This is a genomic window from Prevotella histicola, from assembly GCF_055385135.1.
In genome coordinates, this window is record NZ_AP043793.1 from 322,950 (window position 1) to 343,757 (window position 20,808).

13 protein-coding genes are annotated in these 20,808 nt (G+C 35.6%); 7 read left to right on the forward strand and 6 right to left on the reverse strand.

All coding sequences use genetic code 11. The annotated features are described in order from the left end of the window. Positions 1-10 precede the first annotated feature (10 nt). Positions 11-901, forward strand: coding sequence for a glycoside hydrolase family 25 protein (locus tag ACZ48L_RS01390; RefSeq protein ID WP_081767839.1), 891 nt, complete (start codon positions 11-13; stop codon positions 899-901). Here the strand turns inward: ACZ48L_RS01390 and prmA are convergent. Beyond that, positions 810-1,676, reverse strand: a complete 867-nt coding sequence (gene prmA, locus ACZ48L_RS01395) for a 50S ribosomal protein L11 methyltransferase (RefSeq protein WP_025790488.1) — start codon at positions 1,674-1,676, stop codon at positions 810-812. The two genes, ACZ48L_RS01390 and prmA, sit on opposite strands and share 92 nt — an antisense overlap. Positions 1,677-1,845: 169 nt before the next feature. Here prmA and ACZ48L_RS01400 point away from each other — a divergent pair, with 169 nt between their 5' ends. Further along, positions 1,846-2,877 carry a hypothetical protein gene (locus tag ACZ48L_RS01400; protein ID WP_025790486.1) on the forward strand — a complete coding sequence of 344 codons (1,032 nt, stop codon included), beginning with the start codon at positions 1,846-1,848 and terminating at the stop codon, positions 2,875-2,877. Positions 2,878-2,916: 39 nt separating this feature from the next. Continuing rightward, on the forward strand, positions 2,917-4,551 hold the full coding sequence (locus ACZ48L_RS01405; RefSeq protein ID WP_025790484.1) for a hemin receptor: 1,635 nt from the start codon (positions 2,917-2,919) through the stop codon (positions 4,549-4,551). Between the two features lie 675 nt (positions 4,552-5,226). On the opposite strand, the gene leuB is transcribed toward ACZ48L_RS01405, so the two are convergent. From leuB to ACZ48L_RS01430, 5 genes are read right to left on the reverse strand one after another with little or no spacing between them, the layout of a single operon-like run. Further along, entirely contained in the window at positions 5,227-6,291 is a 1,065-nt protein-coding gene (gene leuB / locus ACZ48L_RS01410) for a 3-isopropylmalate dehydrogenase (protein ID WP_025790483.1), read from the reverse strand. A gap of 16 nt (positions 6,292-6,307) precedes the next feature. Beyond that, on the reverse strand, positions 6,308-7,888 hold the full coding sequence (locus ACZ48L_RS01415; RefSeq protein ID WP_464721995.1) for an alpha-isopropylmalate synthase regulatory domain-containing protein: 1,581 nt from the start codon (positions 7,886-7,888) through the stop codon (positions 6,308-6,310). Between the two features lie 11 nt (positions 7,889-7,899). Continuing rightward, positions 7,900-8,490, reverse strand: coding sequence for a 3-isopropylmalate dehydratase small subunit (gene leuD / locus ACZ48L_RS01420; RefSeq protein ID WP_025790482.1), 591 nt, complete (start codon positions 8,488-8,490; stop codon positions 7,900-7,902). A gap of 52 nt (positions 8,491-8,542) precedes the next feature. Beyond that, positions 8,543-9,937, reverse strand: coding sequence for a 3-isopropylmalate dehydratase large subunit (leuC, locus tag ACZ48L_RS01425; protein WP_025790480.1), 1,395 nt, complete (start codon positions 9,935-9,937; stop codon positions 8,543-8,545). A 13-nt stretch (positions 9,938-9,950) separates the two neighbouring features. After that, positions 9,951-11,447: a 2-isopropylmalate synthase gene (locus ACZ48L_RS01430; protein ID WP_025790479.1), complete on the reverse strand. Its 1,497-nt coding sequence runs from the start codon at positions 11,445-11,447 to the stop codon at positions 9,951-9,953. Positions 11,448-12,598: 1,151 nt separating this feature from the next. On the opposite strand from ACZ48L_RS01430, the gene ACZ48L_RS01435 reads away from it, so the two are divergent. The 4 genes from ACZ48L_RS01435 to ACZ48L_RS01450 all read left to right on the forward strand — a co-directional run bounded on the left by ACZ48L_RS01435 (position 12,599) and on the right by ACZ48L_RS01450 (position 20,791). After that, entirely contained in the window at positions 12,599-12,868 is a 270-nt protein-coding gene (locus tag ACZ48L_RS01435) for a hypothetical protein (protein ID WP_025790477.1), read from the forward strand. 31 nt (positions 12,869-12,899) lie between these two features. Continuing rightward, positions 12,900-13,553, forward strand: coding sequence for a hypothetical protein (locus tag ACZ48L_RS01440; protein ID WP_025790475.1), 654 nt, complete (start codon positions 12,900-12,902; stop codon positions 13,551-13,553). A gap of 963 nt (positions 13,554-14,516) precedes the next feature. After that, a complete protein-coding gene (locus tag ACZ48L_RS01445; protein WP_025790471.1) occupies positions 14,517-17,789 on the forward strand; it encodes a UvrD-helicase domain-containing protein in 3,273 nt (1,090 codons plus the stop codon). A gap of 134 nt (positions 17,790-17,923) precedes the next feature. Beyond that, on the forward strand, positions 17,924-20,791 hold the full coding sequence (locus ACZ48L_RS01450; protein WP_025790470.1) for a PD-(D/E)XK nuclease family protein: 2,868 nt from the start codon (positions 17,924-17,926) through the stop codon (positions 20,789-20,791). Positions 20,792-20,808: the final 17 nt, after the last annotated feature.

A 20,808-nucleotide genomic window follows, 5' to 3' on the forward strand; every position in this document is an offset into this window, starting at 1 on the left:
TAAAAGATTCATGCCTAGCTCCAATTATTTTTACTCATGCCTTAGGCTTTGTTTTCAATTACCGAATTGGGTAAAATGGGGGATAGTTCTGTTTATTTGTTCTATATATAGTATTTTATTTTATAACCTTTTTGTATCTCCTACAGGTTTTAGATGGCGTGCTATATATGGTGATCCTGATTACCCAGCAGGGTATACCATTCATGGCATCGACGTAAGTAGATATCAGGGATCTATAAATTGGAATAGACTAAGGAATGCCATGATAGAGCGTTCCCCTATCCGTTTTATTATTATTAAGTCAACTGAGGGAGGAAACCATATAGACACAAACTTTAGAGAAAACTTCTCTAATGCTAAAGAAGCAGGATTTATACGTGGTGCATATCACTTTTGGAGCAATAACTCGACCGCACGTAGACAAGCTTATTATTTCTTGGCCATGGTTCACTTAGAACCAGGAGATCTCCCCCCTGTACTTGATATTGAAAATAAACCTCAGAATATATCCACAGAAGAATTTCAGCAGAATATCCTCACGTGGCTTCATATTGTTGAAGATAAATATCATGTCAAACCTATCATATATACTTATTATAAATTCAAGGACCTCTATTTATCAGATTCCCGTTTTGACGATTATCCTTATTGGATAGCACATTATTATGTTGATAAAATGGAATATAAAGGTGATTGGAAATTCTGGCAACATACTGATGCTGGAAGGCTACCTGGCATAAATGGCTATGTTGATTTGGACATTTATAACGGGAGCTTTTACGATTTACAACAGTTACTCATCCAAGAAGTTATGCCTTCTCAAGGAGTAAGCAGCACCATTTTTGATTCAATAGCTGCTGACTCTCCTTCAGTCCAAGCCTTATCGCCTGTTGAAGAATAACTTCAGTATCTTGTTCATAAAATCCACTTAAAATAATCTTTGCATCATCCGACATAACACTATAAAAGGTTTCTAAATCTTCAAGAATTATGTTGCGATTAATATTAGCTAATACTAAATCAAAAATACCATTTACATGTGACAAGACGTTTTTATCCCCTTCAAGTATGTCTAACTTCACATTATTTAACTCTGCGTTATGCTTTGTATTACGGACACTCCAGTCATCAATATCATAACATACGATATCTTGTGCTCCACATTTGGCAGCAACAATGCCCAGAATACCAGTACCACACCCACAATCAAGAACTCTTTTACCTTGCATATCTTGATTGAGCAATAAAGATACTATCATTTGTGTTGTTTCATGCGTACCTGTTCCGAAAGATTGCTGTGCATCTATGATAACCTTCATAGGAATTTTAGCTATTAAAGTTTGCACAGATTGACTCTCCATTGTATTTTTACATATTACAGCACAACGATTATCAATAACAATAGGATTAAACCCATTTTTCTCCCATTCTTCATTCCAATTTTTATCTTCAATTTTATTGATTGAATATGTTATCTGTATATTTGGAATAGGAAATTCATCTAGTATTTTTTTTAAAGAATGTAGATTAAATACACTCTCTTGACAATACCCAATAAGTTCATTGTCTTCTTCTGTGAATGATTCAAAACCATTACAACCAGCCAATGCAACAAGAATGTCTCTTACATCCTGGGTATCAGGGGCTACGGTAAATGTGACTTGTATATATTTCATCTTACTTAAAAAAACTGTTGCAAATTTATAAAAATTAGGGAAAAACCTATCATGGATTAGGGAATTTCCGTACATTTGCAGTATAAGTTATTTTATTTTTGCATTATAGAAAACGTAAATATACGATACTTGAGATATAAGGAACAAAAAGTAATAAAGTATATATGTTATGAGAAAAGCAATATTATTTTCGGTCTTATTTAGTGCCTTGCCACTATTATCACAGGCGCAAGATGATCTTTATTTTACCCCTTCAAAGGCTGAACAATCTGCCTATCAGCAAGCTAAAATAGAGGCTGAGCGTTCAGATTATTATAGTGGTATTGGTAAAACAGATGAAGAATATAATCGTCGTGGGCAATATACATATAAAAAAATAGGTGTTGATTCTTTAGGAAATGATATTTTTATGTCAAAAGTATCTACACAGCATGGCGATTCTGTTGTTTTAGACACTATTTATAGTGGCTTTACTCGCAAATATGAAGGGTATAATGACGATTTTGCATACAGTAGACGTTTGAGTCGTTTTGATGGATTTTGGGGTGGATACTATGATCCTTGGCTTGCAGGTCGCTCTTCTTTTTATTTAGGATGGGGATGGCATTCACCATATTATGGTTATAGTACCTGGTATGATCCATGGTATGACGATCCATTCTATTATGGATATTATGGTGGATATCCATATTATAGTTATTATGGCAGATATCCATATTATGGCTATCCATATTATTATGGATATGCAAGATATGGATGGTATAGTCCTTGGGATAGTTACTATGCTTGGGGTTATCCTTACTATGGATATAGGAGAGTATATTACTCTCATAATGGTCATACTGGCACTGCTAACCACTGGGGCAACGCTCCAAGAAGTTTTGGGAATCAGTCAAGGTCAAGAGCATATAATGACTATGGTCAGCCAGGTTATTCGACTCCCCGTAATAATATAGGCCAAAACCAATATGATAGGAGTATGGACACGTATCAAAGTCAGTTTGGAGGTGCAAGACAAAGCGATTATAATAATCAATCACGTCAGGTTTACTCGCGCCCAGACAATTCTTTCTCACAACCATCAAGAAGTTCATTTGGTGAAACAACTAGAGGTAGTTTCGGAGGAGGAAACTTTGGAGGGTCTCGCGCTGGAGGTAGCAGTTTCGGGGCTTCACGCAGTGGTTTTGGAGGTCATAGATAATACAAAATAAAAATATAATTTAATAATGATTATCGTATTATGAAGAGTAAATATATATTCTTTGCCGTATCTTTGTTCACAGCATTATCTGTTAATGCTCAAGAGACATACGAGAATGCTAAATTAGCTGGAGAAGATCTAAACGGAACCGCACGTTATGTTGGTATGGGTGGAGCTATGGAAGCTTTAGGTGCGGATATTTCAACTATTGGAACTAACCCTGCAGGCTTAGGACTTTTTCGTCATAGCAATATCAGTCTAAGTGGTGGTTTAGTTATGCAGACTAATGGAAAAGATTTTGCTAACGGCAATAAGACTAATCCAAGTTTTGATCAGATAGGTGGAGTATATTCTACTCGCACAGGACAGAAGTCTTTTCTAAACTTTGGTTTTAATTACCATAAGGGAAAGAACTTTGATTATATACTCAATGCTGCGAACTCACTAAACGGTAGTTCTCAAAATAAGCAGTCTTATCTGAAAGGAGCACTTGGTGATGAGGGTAAAGGCGGTTTTTATATTGACAAAAATACTAATGGGGAGAACATTGGATATATAAATGCAACGAGTAAACCTGTAGCATATACTTGGAGTCAAATAGACTATCTCTATTGGAATACCCTTATTCCAGGAAGTCCTACAGCAAGTTCTTACAACTACGAACCAGCTTCTTCCTATGATTTTAACCGTTCTCATACAGGATATATTGGCAATTATGATTTCAATGTAAGTGGAAATCTGAACGATAGGGTATACCTTGGTATTACGTTTGGTCTGAAAGATGTTCATTACAATGCATATAGTGAGTATACAGAGACATTTACGAATGGGGCAGGAGCTATTGTCAGCGACAATAGAAAGATTACAGGATCTGGGTTCGATGTTACTGCAGGTGTCATTGTTCGGCCTGTTGCAGAGTCTCCCTTTAGGATTGGCGCATATATAAAGACACCAACATGGTATGATTTGACGACTTCAAACATAACTACGCTTACATACCGTAATGGAACAACTAAAAAAGAAAAAAGTATATCAAATTCTTATGACTACAAGATATGGACTCCATGGAGATTTGGTCTATCGCTCGGACATACAATCGGTAGCCACATTGCTTTAGGGCTAACATATGAATACGAAGATTATAGTAATATAAACAGCAGAATCAATGATGGTGGTTATTATGATTACTACTATGGTGAATATTATGAGTCTTCAAGCCCCGATAAATATATGAATGACCATACTCGTCAAGTGTTGAAAGCTGTTAGTACCCTTAAACTTGGCGTTGAGTATAAGCCAGTAACTAATCTTGCTGTACGTTTGGGATATAATTATGTAAGCCCAATGTATTCAAGTGATGGTCAGAAAGATCCAGGTATTTCCTCTTTAGGAACGTCTTATGCTTCAGCAACAGATTACACAGATTGGAAAGCGACAAATCGTTTTACATTAGGTTTAGGATACCAATTCAGGAAATTTAATATTGATTTAGCTTACCAATATAGTGCACAAAGCGGTGATTTCTATCCGTTCTCTAATATTAGAGGTGTGACTATAACATCCACTAATCCAGCAACAGGTACAACAACAGTTACAGAATCAAATATTGCAACAGGCTCTAAAGTAAAAAATGATAGAAGTCAGTTATTACTTACTCTTGGATATCGTTTTTAATTTTAGAAGGCATAATTAGTATAGACAGAAAGAGGCAAAGGAGCAATAATTCCTTTGCCTCTTTTTCTTATCCTCAAGAGATATGAATTATAAGAGGACATTATAAATCTTTATATTTATCATAATGTTGATTATAAATAATATATTAATTATATTTCAAACATATATTATTAGCTCCACATAAATTGACTATAAGGAGTCTGAATATTGATATTAAGAGAAAGGTTAAGCTATCATTTATAACATCATACTATATAAAATACTTTTGCTAAAAAGGTCTTCGTTCAACTTTTCAATCAAATGAACTAGAACTAAAACAATGGGAATGAACTAATCTAAAATGTCTTTTAATGTAAGATAAAAGTCATTGCTATTTTAAGAAAGTATCTATTAGATTCTGAAAGATGCCCTTTTACAGAGTGAAAGAGCACCTTTTACTTGATAAAAGGGCATCTTTTACAATGTAAAAGATGCCCTTTTGGCTGCTTACTCATAACTATCTGATATTGTGAAGAATAAAAATAAGAAAATAACTTAACCTTCTATTTTTGTGAACATCCATACTTCATATTTTGTAAGAATTCTCTACTTCCCACATGTAAAATACTCAATATCCTATCATATCCTTCTATACCTTAATTATAAAGTATAGACTATTTACTTTTAGAAATAACCTTAATTGGATTCTTTTATATAGTTAACAATCCAATTGCCAACTTCCTTTGTACCGTAATGCTTGCCACCCTCGGCTTGAATCTCTGGTGTGCGTACATTTGCCTGTAAACTTGCTTCTACAGCTTCTCGGATTATTCTGCCTTCATCTTCTAACTCAAAATGCTCAAGTAGCATTGCCGCTGATAATATCTGAGCAACAGGATTAGCAAGATTTTTACCTGCAGCTTGTGGCCAAGATCCGTGTACAGGTTCAAATAATGGTGTATATTCTCCAATGCTTGAAGATGGTTGCAGCCCCATAGAGCCAGTAATACACGAAGTTTCATCTGTTAAAATATCGCCGAATGTATTTTCTGTCACAATAACATCAAAAAAGGTTGGTTCTGTCAATACGCGCATCGCACAGTTATCTATAAACATATAATCTGTGGTTACATCAGAATATACAGGTTCCATTTCCTTTGCTATTTGACGCCATAAACGAGAACTTGCAAGGACATTTGCCTTATCAACAACAGTCAGATGCTTGTTTCGCTTCTGTGCATATTCAAAAGCAATCTTTAAAATCCTTTCAATTTCATTACGATAATAGATGTCTGTATCATAGGCTTTCTCATTATCCTGATATTTCTCTCCAAAATACATGCCTCCTGTTAATTCTCGAATAACAATAAAATCAGCACCTTTCAACAGTTCTTCTTTTAGAGGTGATTTATGCAATAGGCAGTCAAAAGTTGCCACAGGACGTACGTTAGCAAATAATCCCAACTGCTTTCTCATAGCTAAAAGGCCCGTTTCAGGGCGTACTTTAAGAGTTGGATCGTTATCAAATCGTGGATCTCCCACAGCAGCAAACAATACTGCGTCAGCATCCATACAAGTCTTGAATGTTTTTTCAGGGAAAGGATCCCCCACTTCATCAATGGCATGTGCACCGCAAATTGCCTCATGGTACGTGAATTCATGTCCAAACTTTTGGGCTATGGCATCAAGGGTGGCTACACCTTGTTGCATTATCTCTGGTCCAATTCCATCTCCAGGTAGGATAGCAATGTCTAATTTCATATCTGATAGAATTTAATTATTTATTTTTATCTATTTGTTCTTCCTCATACAGGTTTAACATTTTAATAGTAGCTTTTATAGCTGCCTCAGTTTGATCTGCATCTACAGCCCTCGTTGTTAGCGTACGACCATTGTCTTCCCACGTTATGATTGTCTGTACAAGAGCATCTGTTCGTCCTCCAGGAGGAATACCTACGGCATAATTCTGAAGTATGGGAAATGTCCGACTCATATTTTTCTTGTAAATCTTACGTAACGCTTTTACAAATGCATCAAACTGCCCATCACCCGTATCATCTGATTCATATTCCTCACCATTAATCTCTACCTTTACACTTGCAATAGGCTTTAAACCATATGTGGTACTCACCATGTAACTAATCAACTTAACACGGTTCTCCGGTACTTGATGCCTGAGGACATCCGATACTATATAAGGTAAATCATCCTGAGTTACGAGTTCCTTCTTATCACCTAACTCTGTAATGCGTTTAGTTACAAGTCTTGTCTGTTCAGGACTAAGCTCTAATCCTAGTTCTTCCAAATTCTTGGCAATATTAGCTTTTCCACTGTTCTTTCCTAAAGCATAAGACCGTTTTCTACCAAATCGTTCTGGTACAAGATCGTTACAATACAGATTGTCTTTATTATCTCCATCTGCATGTACACCAGCTACCTGCGTGAAGACATTCTCACCAACAATCGGTTGATTGGGAGCAATAGAAATACCGCTATAACCCTCTACGAGCCGTGAAATTTCATTCAAACGATTTTCATTAATATTTGTCTTTACATGAAGTTGGTCTGCAAGTATCACTTGAACACTTGCCAAAGGGGCATTACCACATCGCTCCCCCATCCCATTCACAGTTACATGTAGCCCCTTTACACCGCTCATTACAGCTGCTAGAGAATTTGAGACTGCCATATCATAATCGTTATGTGCGTGGAAATCAAAATGAGAATGTGGATATCTACTAATCATTTGTTGCAAATACTCTAAAGTATTTATAGGATTAAGTAGTCCTAACGTGTCTGGAAGGAGGAAGCGTCTTATACAAGAATCATTCAATTCATCCATCATTTGGAATACATAATCAGGCGAATCTTTCATTCCAGAACTCCAATCCTCTAGATACAAGTTGACTATCATCCCTTGTTCTTTCGCATAAGCTAATACATCTTTTATATCATTAATATGCTCCTTGGGCGACTTATGTAACTGATGAATGCAATGTTTTAAAGACCCTTTTGCTAATAAATTGATTACTTTTCCTCCACAATCTTTTATCCAGTCTATGGAAAGATGCCCATCAACAAAGCCTAGAACCTCTACCCTATCCAGCATTCCTGCATTTCTAGCATAATTACAAATCATTGTGACAGCATTCTTTTCTCCCTCAGAAACTCTTGCTGATGCAACTTCAATCCTGTCAACGTTGACGTCTCTTAGAAGCATACGAGCTATCATCAGCTTCTCATGAGGAAGAAATGATACGCCATTTGTCTGTTCTCCATCCCTAAGGGTGCTATCCATAATCTCTATAGACAGTTGTTTACCTTGCAATGTAATATCTTTTGTACTCTTTGTCATCATCCAGTCTTTTCCTACTTTCTCCTAGCTTCATATGCCTCTACACACTTCCTATTTTGAACAAGGAAGTCTACATCATCTAATCCATTCATAAGACAATGTTTTTTATACCCATTGATCTCGAAACTCTCTTGTTCTCCAGTAGCTTCGTTTATCACAGTTTGGCGAGGTAAATCAACCGTTACTGTCATCTTTGGATTATCTGAGATACTGTCAAACAGTCGTTTTAAGAAACCTTCAGATACAACAACTGGAAGTACAAAGTTGTTAAGTTCGTTATTTTTGTGAATGTCTGCAAAGAAAGAGCTAATAACAACACGGAATCCATAGCCTGCAATGGCCCATGCTGCATGCTCACGGGAAGACCCTGAACCAAAGTTACGCCCAGCAACAAGTATACAACCACCATACTTGGGGTCATTTAAAACGAAATCTTTTATAGGTTGATTATTCTTGTCATATCTCCAATCTCGAAAGAGGTTATCACCAAACCCTTGCTTATCTGTTGCTTTAAGGAAGCGTGCAGGGATTATCTGGTCTGTATCTATATTTTCTAATGGCAGTGGTACACAGGTTGATTTGATTATATTGAATTTCTGCTTCATGAGAATCTTTCTCTTTTATGATTAAATAATATCTTTATCTTAACACAGATTTTTAAAGTAATGTTCGAGGATCTGTGATCTTCCCAGTAATAGCTGCAGCTGCAGCAACTAATGGCGATGCAAGTATTGTTCGTGCTCCAGGTCCTTGTCGCCCTTCAAAATTACGATTACTGGTGGATACACTATATTTCCCAGATGGGATTTTATCGTCATTCATCGCAAGACATGCAGAACATCCTGGCTGACGAATGACAAAGCCAGCATCACTCAAAATCTTGTCAAGTCCTTCTTCACGTATTTGTTTATCAACTAACCATGAACCCGGTACTAACCAAGCAGTTATATTCTGTGCCTTCTTATGTCCTTTTACTATAGATGCAAATGCCCTAAAGTCTTCTATACGTCCATTTGTACATGCTCCAAGAAACACATAATCAACCTGATGACCTTCTAATTTCTCACCATCTTTAAATCCCATATAGTCTAGTGACTTCATAAAACCTTGTTTCTCTTCATTTGGAATTTTGTTAAGTGATGGCACACTCTCTGTTATGCCGATACCCATGCCTGGATTCGTTCCATAAGTAATACGAGGTTCAATATCTGCAGCATCAAAAAAGTATTCTTTATCAAAAACTGCATCTTCTCCGCTTTTTAAATCCTTCCACTTTTCTACAGCAACATCCCATTCTTTTCCTTTGGGGGCATATTCTCTACCCTTTAAATACTCAAATGTTTTTTCATCAGGTGCAATAAAACCTCCTCGCGCGCCCATCTCTATTGACAGGTTGCAAATAGTCAACCGCCCTTCCATACTCATATCTTTTATGACTTCACCCGCATATTCAACGAAATATCCTGTAGCGCCACTTGTTGTCAGTTTAGCCATGATATAGAGTGCAACATCTTTTGCAACAACGCCTTTAGGCAATTTGCCATTTATACTGATTCGCATTGATTTTGGCTTTTGTTGTAAAATGCATTGAGAAGCCATAACCATCTCTACTTCTGAGGTCCCTATACCAAAAGCTATCGCCCCAACTGCACCATGAGTAGAAGTATGAGAATCTCCACAGACAATAGTCATTCCTGGGAGTGATAAACCCTTTTCAGGACCAACGACGTGGATAATGCCATTATCCCGCGTATTCATTTTAAACTCTGTCAGTCCAAACTCTTTACAGTTGGCATCTAAAGTATCAATCTGTTTTCTCCCAATAGCATCTTCCACGGGTTTATCTTGATCATGGGTTTGCACATTATGATCTGGCATGCAGAAGATATTTTCTGGACGAAAACATTTTAAGCTCCTATTACGTAAACCTTCAAAAGCCTGTGGTGATGTAACTTCATGGCAATAAAGACGATCTATATATAGCTGTGTAGGACCATCTTCAACAACTTGCACAACATGGGAATCCCAGATCTTGTCAAATAATGTATTCATAAATGCTTTTATTTTATTTCTTAAACTTATTGATACAATCTATATATGCCTCAACAGAAGCAGTAACGATGTCTGTATTAGCTCCAAAACCGTAATAAACATGTCCATCATATTCTACTTGCATGTGTACCTTACCGACATCATCTGAACCTTTGTTTATCGCCTGAATCGTAAACTCCTTTAATGTCATGTGCTTATGAATAATATTCTTCAGAGCATTTATAGCTGCATCAACAGGGCCATTTCCCGAACTTGCAGACTCAAACTTTTGTCCACTAATGTCAAGTCCTATACTTGCAACACTCCGGACTCCTTTACCTGTTGTTACTTGTAGGAAATCAAGTCGCAATGCCTTATCATCAGAGACATTAGTACCTGCTAACATAAGAATATCTGCATCAGTGACTTCTTTCTTTTTGTCAGCTAATTCCAAGAACCTTTGATAAATGACATCAAGATTCTCTTCACTGCATGCTACACCATTTGCCTGTAAGCGATATTTAAGAGCTGCGCGTCCAGAACGGGCTGTTAGAATGATGTTATTATCTTCGACTCCGACATCTTTTGGATTGATGATCTCATAGGTTTCAACATTCTTCAGAACACCATCTTGATGAATACCAGAAGAATGGGCAAAAGCATTTCGACCAACAATAGCTTTATTAGCTTGTACTGGCATATTCATTAAACTTGATACAAGCCGTGATACGGGAGAAATTTTAGTTGTATTAATATTTGAATCAATTCCTAAATGCTTATGACATTTAAGAATCATTGCGATTTCTTCCAATGAAGTGTTCCCAGCTCTTTCTCCTATACCATTTATTGTTACCTCAACCTGACGTGCTCCATTTAGAACCCCTTCAAGCGTATTAGCGGTTGCCATCCCAAGATCATTATGACAATGTGTTGATATAATAGCCTTATCTATAGAGTCAACATGCTCCATAAGATATTTAATCTTTGCACCATATTCATTTGGTAGACAATATCCTGTCGTATCAGGGATATTGACAACTGTTGCCCCAGCTTTGATTACAGCCTCTATAACACGAGCAAGATATTCATTGTCTGTTCGTCCTGCATCTTCTGCATAGAATTCTACGTCCTCAACATACCGCTTAGCACGCTTCACGGCTCTAACAGCTCTCTCGATTATCTCCTCTCTATTCGAGTTAAATTTAAATCGAATATGTGAGTCACTTGTCCCAATACCCGTATGAATTCGTTTATGTTTTGCATATTGTAGACTCTCTGCAGCAACATCTATATCTTTCTCCACCGCGCGTGTTAGCGCACATATGGTAGGCCAAGTTACCGCTTTACTGATCTCGATGACAGAATTATAATCACCTGGACTTGATATTGGGAATCCTGCTTCTATGACATCTACACCTAACTGTTCAAGTTGTTTAGCAACCTGAATCTTCTCTATGGTGTTCAATTGGCAGCCCGGTACTTGCTCTCCATCACGCAAAGTTGTGTCGAAAATGTACAATCTTTCATTCATATGCCTACTGTCTACACTTTTTACTCCACATAAAACTCATAAAAAAGCCTTCCAAACTTGTTTGAAGTAAGAAAGGCTTATAACTTTTGTTTCATCAATCTACATGCACGTTTCACCATTTCCACTCCAATCATGAAGTCGAATTTGAATAATAATACTTAGTAGATGAGAAAGAATAACCATATCTGTTGCTTTAAATTATTACCGCTTGCAAAGTTAAACAATATACCCTTAATTACAAAATAGTTTGTAACTTTTTTGATAATAAATATTATTAAACGTAGATTTATACGCCTTTTTATCTAATAAGATAGAACTAATAAACTCATTAGATATGACCTTTTACATATGTGCTGATGCCTAACACTATCGGTGCCTGAGCCTAACACAAATAGTGTTAACGCCTAACACGAGTCGTGCTTTACCGTGTTTATACAACGATATATCCTCTCCCCCAAAATATATAGCTATATATTATTATAAGGAAAGAGGGCAAAACACGAATCTTTAGAGTTCAAAAGAAATAGAAAAGGTAATTTTGTAGCACTAAAATACTACAGGAAAGAGGTTTTTTATGAATATTAAGCTAGAACAATAACTCTGATTTCTTACATTGTTTACACATGAACTCTACAAAAATGTACACGTAGAGGAGGTTTTAATACTACAACTGGCCTAATGATCAATACTATAATTTTAAAACTTAAGGAAACACCTAGTCGGTAAAACAGTTTTTATAGCATAAAATATACTTTCATTTAAGAACATGTCATTCGCATCAGAAATAAGTAATAACTTTCTTTGGATTTCTCAAGAATGTTATATACATTTGCCAATGTGGAAATCATCCGCTTACAGTGGACGACAACAGCATTTATTCTCGCATTGGTAAGATGCCGAAAGCGAGCGCACGGTGAAAACGAGTGGCGAGCACGAAGCCATCCATGTGGATTATCGTGCAAGTCGAGTGTAATGCCAAGCTTACTTCAATGATGACTGTTAATGGCACAAAGGATATAGGAAAAAAGGAAAGGGCATCTACAAGAAAATGGTAGTAGATATTCAAGTACCCCGAGATATTCTAAAGGACCTCCCGGTAAACTAACTAAATTGCGTGGTGGACAGGAATGGAAAGATAAGTAAGGAAATATTTGGGAAAAGACAGAAAACATAAAGACCATTATGATGTTACAAATCCTAAAACAGGAAAAAGGTTAAAGGGGTTGATTATAATGGTAACCAAATATCGCCAAATGGATCTAAAAATAAAACAAAAAATTATGCAACAACCATATAAAAAATACGAGCAGGATAAAACCTGGGGTATATTTGGAAGTCGAAGGGAAACTTTTATTATGATATCTAAAGAAGGAGTTAGCTATTCTGGGGAAGTCAGGCTAAAGTTGTATACCTTTATGTAGCTGATGAAACAAAAAAGAAAGGAAGAAAACAATGAAAAATGTATTTTTTTTATTGCTGATTTTGCAATATTCAGTTTGTGTATATGCACAGAGAGTCTGTGCTCCTAAAATAGAACTTAGGGTGCACTTGAAATCTCTTTTAGAAAAGGATACATTAGCTTATGAACACTTTTTAATGCTTAAAAGAGTTATTTGTAGAGATAATTATAAAGACATTAATGAATTAAGAAGAGGAAACAACAAACAATTTAAACTACAAAATGCAAATAGCTTATGTGATAAGCTACGCGAAAAAGGATATCTGTTTTTTTTCGTGATAGATAAAGATAAATTGCTTAATATAATTACGAGTAAATGTGGGCAAGAGATGATAAATAGCAGGAATAATCTTTCTGATGATTTTTTACTTCTTGACGATAGAAATCTTATTAGTGAGGTAGTTAGTTTTCCAAGCGATTATAATAGGAAAATATTTCTTGATATAATTTCTGATTATGGAAACTATTACTCTTGTTTTGATTACTGGAAGACAGGTGAAAATGATCAAAGAATTATAGAAAAGATTTTGAAAAGGTATCCGTACATAACAAAAATGTGGTATAAACAAACTCCTATAGAGGATATTGTTTTACCAGGAACAATTGATAATGCGAGTAATGCTCCAAATCGGGAGTTATCAAAATAAAAAGAACAACAAATATTGAATGAAAAAAGTTATATTCTTAAATGTTGGCTTATTAGTCATTCTTATATATGCTTGGTTCTCATATAGTCATAGAAAGACTATTATAAATTGCGAGAAGGCGATAACTGATTTCCCGGTACTGGAAGTTAATTGCAGCAGTGGTTATCGGGGTGGCTCAAACCTTCTAATAAAGTTCAACGCAAAGCAATATTATGTAGGAATTACTACGAGTCAATGTAAATCATTTAATCCCCAAACAATAAAACTGTTTTACGACAAAGAATGTGATGAAATATTTGAACAACACGATGTGACAGTAAGATATATCGTATGGTACTTTATTCTCTATTTATGTTCATGTATTTGGTTGTTTGTAATAGTAAAGAACCGTAATGCTTCAATTCGGAGGCTGGCAAAATAAAAAATAATTAATGTGGCACACAGACGCCAATCCACGACAGCAATAAATAACAGAATATATATTAAAACAGTAAGACTATGGTAAACCATATATAAACAGTTTGAACTTATCCATACCAGGGTATGCTACAACACCCATATAAGGATAACGGGCAATACCCTTATATGAGTGTTCATCATTACCTTTATATGGGAAAAGAGGTAAAAGTAGTACTAGTATGTAAGAATTGCCAGAACCGTTTTATTATCGTCTACAACACACAAAGCCTATTTGTCTAGCACCGATTATAAAAAAAATCAACAGCTCAAAAAGAGATTGGATATTTCCAGTATAATGCACGTATTAGAGATTCCAATTTATTGAGGCTCCAAATACATAAATATCACTAAGTTTACAAAGCAGCAATATTTTTACCTTCAACTCACATACTCCGTATAGTGTCTCATTCTCAAAGGGAATTGTTTTATTCTACAATTACAATCTTTTTTATTACTTTTGCAGGTACAATGTTATGCAAAGTATTCAATAACCCCTAAACTCCAATGTCACTAACTGTTTACAAGGCATCTGCAGGCTCTGGGAAGACATTTACTCTCGCTGTAGAATATATTTCACTTGTGGCAAGAAATCCACAAGATTATAATCATATCTTGGCTGTAACCTTTACCAATAAGGCTACACAGGAGATGAAGATGCGTATTCTTGAAAAATTATATGGGATTGCACATTGTGAAGTGGAAGCTGAGCCATATCTTAAACAGGTACAGTTGAAAACAGGCTTACAAGAATCCATTATAAGAGAGAATGCTAGTAAAGCTTTATCACTACTCACCCATCACTATAATGAGTTTCGTATACAGACTATTGATGCTTTTTTCCAATCTGTACTGCGTAACCTTGCTCGTGAGTTAAATCTTACGGCAAATCTACGCATTGACCTTAATGATGATCAGGTAGAAGAGCAAGCTGTTGACGAACTAATCAATAGTTTGGAGGAAGGAGACCCTGTATTACATTGGATACGAGACTATATTGACAAAAACATAGAGGATGACCAGGGGTGGAACGTTATTGGACAGATAAAAGACTTTGGCAAAAACATTTTCAAAGACTTTTATAAGGAACACCAAAAAGAATTGGAGGAATGCTTTAAAGATGAAATCTTTTTCAATGGTTTCATCAGAGATCTACGAGATAGAAAAAGGAATATTGAAAAGAATATTGTAGACAAGGCACAAACAATACTTTCTACATTTCGTAATAATAACGTAGATGACCCTTCATATTTTATTAAAGGACTATATTCCTATCTGCTAAAATGTTCTAAGGGTGAGATTAAAAATGAGCCAGCTGGTGCAAATACCTTGAAATGCATAGAAAATGCTGAAAAGTGGCCTGCAGGAAAGTGCCCTATAACAGAGAAGAATATTATAATAAGTCTCGCTCAAGAGCAATTACGAGAAAAGTTAGAGCAATTAGAAGATTATAGAAAGAGTAGTTGGAAAGAGTATCAGTCGTGTAATCTGACCTTACGCCACCTCTCACAACTACGTTTATTACATGCAATTTCAGATGCCGTTGATGATATAAATAGGAACTCTAATCGATTTATGCTAAGTAACACACAATCACTGCTTAGCACATTGATGAAGGACTCTGATACACCTTTTGTCTTTGAAAGGATGGGGGCTTATCTAAAACACATCATGATTGATGAGTTTCAGGATACAAGTACCATACAATGGAGTAATTTTAAAAAATTATTAGACAATTGCATAGCACAGGAAGATTCTAGGAATCTTATTGTAGGGGACGTAAAGCAAAGTATCTATCGATGGAGACAAGGAGATTGGAGACTGCTGAACAATATTGAACGAAGTTTTCAGAAAGAACAAATAAAGATACTGGCACTAGGCACGAATTATCGATCAGAAGAAAGAATTGTCCAATTTAATAATGCCTTCTTCAAATACGCTGTAGAGCAGACAGTTAATGAATTGAAGAATGATGAGATTATAGGTCTGGAACAGCTTGCAGAAGCTTATAAAGAAATAGAACAGATACCATTTAAGAACGATAACCAAGGTTATATACAGATAGAATTATTTCCTCAAACGGATTATCGCGAAGCTATTATAGGTAAACTTACAGATGGAGTACAAGAATTACTTGATGCAGGCTATAGTCAAAAGAGTATCACTATACTTGTTAGGCGGAAAGGAGATGTTCAAGACATCGCAGATAGTTTTATACATACTTTTGGAGATAAAGTAAGCCTTGTATCGGATGAAGCTTTCCGCTTAGATGCTTCTCTTGCAGTAAATGTAATTATAAGTGCACTACGTGTATTAACACATCCAGACGATAAACTAGAAGAAAGTAAATTAGTAAAGTTATATCAGCAGCAAGTTCTTAAGACTAAAAAGACAAGCAACGAACTATTTATTGATAATAACGATATAACTAGATTATTACCAGAAGATTACACATCAAAATTCGAGGAATTATTAAGAACTCCTCTTGTGGATCTTGTAGAGAAATTATATTCGATTTTTTCATTAGACAGATTGAAAAACCAAAGTGCATATATCTGCACTTTCTATGATACACTAAATGAATATCTGCGTGATCATTCTGCAGATATAGACGATTTTATCGAAGAATGGAAAAATGTACTTTCTGAGAAAACTATTCCAAGTGATGAGGTTAATGGCATCCGCTTACTTACTATTCACAAAAGTAAGGGATTGGAATATGATAATGTATTTATTCCTTTTTGTGACTGGGAATTAGAAAAGAAAACTGGGAATATTGTTTGGTGTGCAGGGGAAGATAAAGAGCAACCATTCAGCAATCTACCTCTTATCCCCGTTGATTTCTCTAAAAACAATATGTTGGGAACAGTATTTGAGAACAACTATAAAGATGAGCATCTGCAAAATACGGTAGATAATATGAATCTTCTATATGTTGCCTTTACTAGAGCTAGAAAGAACCTATTTATCACGGGTAGACGCATGGGGAAATCAACACTTGATAAACTAAAGAAAGAATTTACAACATCAAATCGTTCTCAAGTGATAGAACAGATTCTTCCATTACTTACAGAAAAGTTAGTAGAATCAGAGCTTGAATATCCAGATAATTGTAATGACCCAATTAAATTTACATGGGGTAAAATTCCATTGGTTTCAACGAAAAAAGATATACAACCTTCTTTTCAAAAAACAAATCCATTCTCCGCAACAGAAAAGAAAATGCATGTAGCAATTGAAACATTCCCTAATTCGGTTGTCAGCTTTAGACAAAGTAATAAAAGTAACGACTTTATAAATGGGGAAGACAACGATCCTTCAGATACTTCTCGTTATATCAAAATGGGAAATATCCTCCACCAACTTTTCTCGACAATCCTCACAGAAGCGGATATAGAACCACGCCTAAAGGAATTAGAGCAAGAAGGTATAATATATAATGATGAAGTAACTTCGCGCGAACTTCGACAAAGGATTCACAACGCATTTAAGAATGAAACGGTAAGAAAGTGGTTTAGCCCAGATTGGAAAGTCTTTAATGAGCGTACAATTATAGAATTTGATAAGGCAAGTGGAGAAATAAGGGAACGTCGTCCAGACCGTGTCATGACGAATGGGAAAGAATTTATAGTTATAGATTTTAAGTTTGGAAAGCCTAGAGAGGAATACAAAGAACAAGTGATAGAGTATATCCAGATTTTGAAAACTATGGGATATAAGAATATTAAAGGCTATTTGTGGTATGTTATATGGAACAAAATAGAAACTTGTATTGTATAATTTCTATTATAAAAACTATAAACTGGACATATACAGAATGAAAGTCTGTTTAGATAAAAGTAGTATATCCTCAAGGTATTATATATTCACTTGAAAATAAAATTAAAGAATAACTCTTCTTAATCCGTAAAAATATGTTTTTAAAAGAAGTTGCAAAAGATCTGCTAAATAAATATGGTGTAGATATGACGGACGTAGCAGTGGTATTTCCTAATAAGCGTGCTGCTCTTTTCCTAAATAATGAACTTGCACAATTGGCTAACAAACCAATGTGGAGCCCTTCATATATGACTATCTCTGATTTCTTTCGTCAACAATCTTCTTTAACAGTAGCTGACCCCATTAAAAGTGTTTGTGACTTGTACCAAAGCTACATTGAGGAAACTGGTAATTTAACAGAAACACTTGACCAATTTTACGGGTGGGGCCAGCTACTGTTGTCCGATTATGATGATCTCGATAAAAATATGGCCGATGCAAGTATGTTGTTCTCTAATATATCAAACCTTCGTGAATTCGATGACGTTAGTTATCTAACAGATGAACAGAAAGCTGAGCTCCATCGTTTTTTTGCAAATTTCGAAGATAACCCAGAAGGAATTCGTGAACGTTTCATAGCACTGTGGTCAAACTTAAACAATATTTATATCAACTTTAAACAAAGGCTTAAAAACCAAGGTCTTGCATATGAGGGAATGATGTACAGAGATGTCATCGAAAAAAACAACATAAAGACACAGTATAAACACTATGCATTTGTAGGTTTCAATGTATTACAAAAAGTTGAACAAGTCTTATTTGACAGATTGAAAGATAAAGCAGCCTTCTACTGGGATTATGATTACTATTATATGAAAAAAGGTAATGAGGCAGGAAATTATATCCGTAAATGGTTGGACCAATTTCCCAATGCACTACAAAACGATAATGAAATTCTTTACGATAATCTGAAAAGAGAAAAAGACATTAATTTCATTTCTGCATCTACAGAAGATCTACAGGCACGTTACGTCACAAAATGGTTACGTGAAGATAATAGATATGAAGATGGGAAACGCACTGCTATTGTGATGTGTGACGAACATCTACTACATACCGTAATACACTGTATCCCAGAGAATATGAGGAAACTAAATGTCACGACAGGCTATCCATTACAACAGACACCAATAGCCTCTTTCGTGACTCAACTGATCGCATTACAAACAGAGGGATACTCTGCACAAGAAAAAGCATTCAGACTACACTATGTCAACAGAGTACTTCGTCATCCTTATTGCAAATATATTGTCACCCAATCAACAGAACTACTAAATACTTTGAACAAAGAAAAACGGTTCTATATTACTGCAGATGTCAATTCTCTCTTTACTCATTATTCTGTTGACAAGCAGCATTTACCAGAGTTAATTACCTGGATCATTAAAATTGTTCGATCAATTGGTGTAAATGGGGCAACAAATAAAGATCCCCTATTTGTAGAATCTACTTTTCGCATGTACACATTACTCACAAGAGTTTTGGAATTAATGAAGAGTGGAGATCTAGATACAGATATTATCATATTCCGCCGATTATTGTCGGAACTAATCTCATCTACAAGTATTCCGTTCCATGGAGAGCCTGCCAGTGGAGTACAAGTTATGGGAATCTTGGAGACACGCAATCTAGACTTTGACCATGTATTGGTCTTATCATGTAATGAAGGCAATATGCCTAAAGGGGTCGATGATGCTTCATTTATTCCTCACCTGATTCGCAAAGCCTATGGGTTAACAACAATTGATAATAAAGTTTCCATCTATAGTTATTATTTCCATGAACTAATACAACGTGCACAAGATGTTACTTTCCTTTATAACAGCTCTACACAGGGAAGTAAAACTGGTGAAATGAGTCGGTTTATGCTCCAACTGATGACAGAGTGGAATCACCCAATTCATCGGCTAAAACTTCAGGCAGGGCAGAATACGATGCAAATAGAGGCTGAAATCATTCAAAAAGAACAAGGTGTACTTAAAAAAATCGATGAAATCAAACGTTTTTCTCCTACTGCTATCAATACCTATATGCGATGCCAGCTAATGTTTTATTTTAAATATATAGCTGGTATAGCAGAGTTAAATGATATCGATGAAGACGATATAGATGGACGTTTATTTGGTAATATCTTCCACCGTTCGGCACAATTGATGTATGAGAAGCTATTACCACTTGAAATAATAACGGCTAAAGACATTGATAATCTTCTTAAAACAGGTAAAAGCACACAACCTATTACATCGGGCAACACAGGATGGACTCTTGAGGGAGTCATAGATGATGCTTTTGCAACTGAACTGTTTAATCTGAGCTCAGGAACAAAAAAGCATCCTAAATTAAATGGTCTGCAATTAATCAATAAAGAAGTCGTAAACAAATACTTACGTCAATTATTAAAGATAGATAGAAGATTAACTCCTTTACAAGTAATTAGCCATGAGTTTGATGTTAGAAGGAATATTACTATAAAATCTAGGGGTATAGAAAAAACGGTAGAAGTTGGTGGACGTATTGACCGGTTGGATGAAGTGTTTTCTGATAATAAGACAACTTATTTACGTGTAGTAGACTATAAGACTGGTAGTAAAAAAGCAGAAGAATTAAAGAGTATCCAAGACGTTTTTGATTCTAAAAATATTAGAACCAAGAAAAGTGATTATACTATGCAGGCATTACTTTACAGTTTAATAGAAGCAAAGTATGACAATATTCACAACCCCTATCACAAACCCGTAAGCCCGGCCCTGCTTTTCATCCAGCATGCTGGAGGAAATGATTATACTCCGGTTATCTCGATGGCAGGTGAAAAAATCACAGATGTAACAGTCTATGAAGAAGATTTCATGAAAGAACTATCTAATAAACTTGCAGAGATTTATGATCCAGAGATACCTTTCTCTCCTACAGCAGATTTAAAAATATGCGAATACTGCCCGTATAAACAGTTATGTGGTAGATAATAATAAAAGACTAAAGC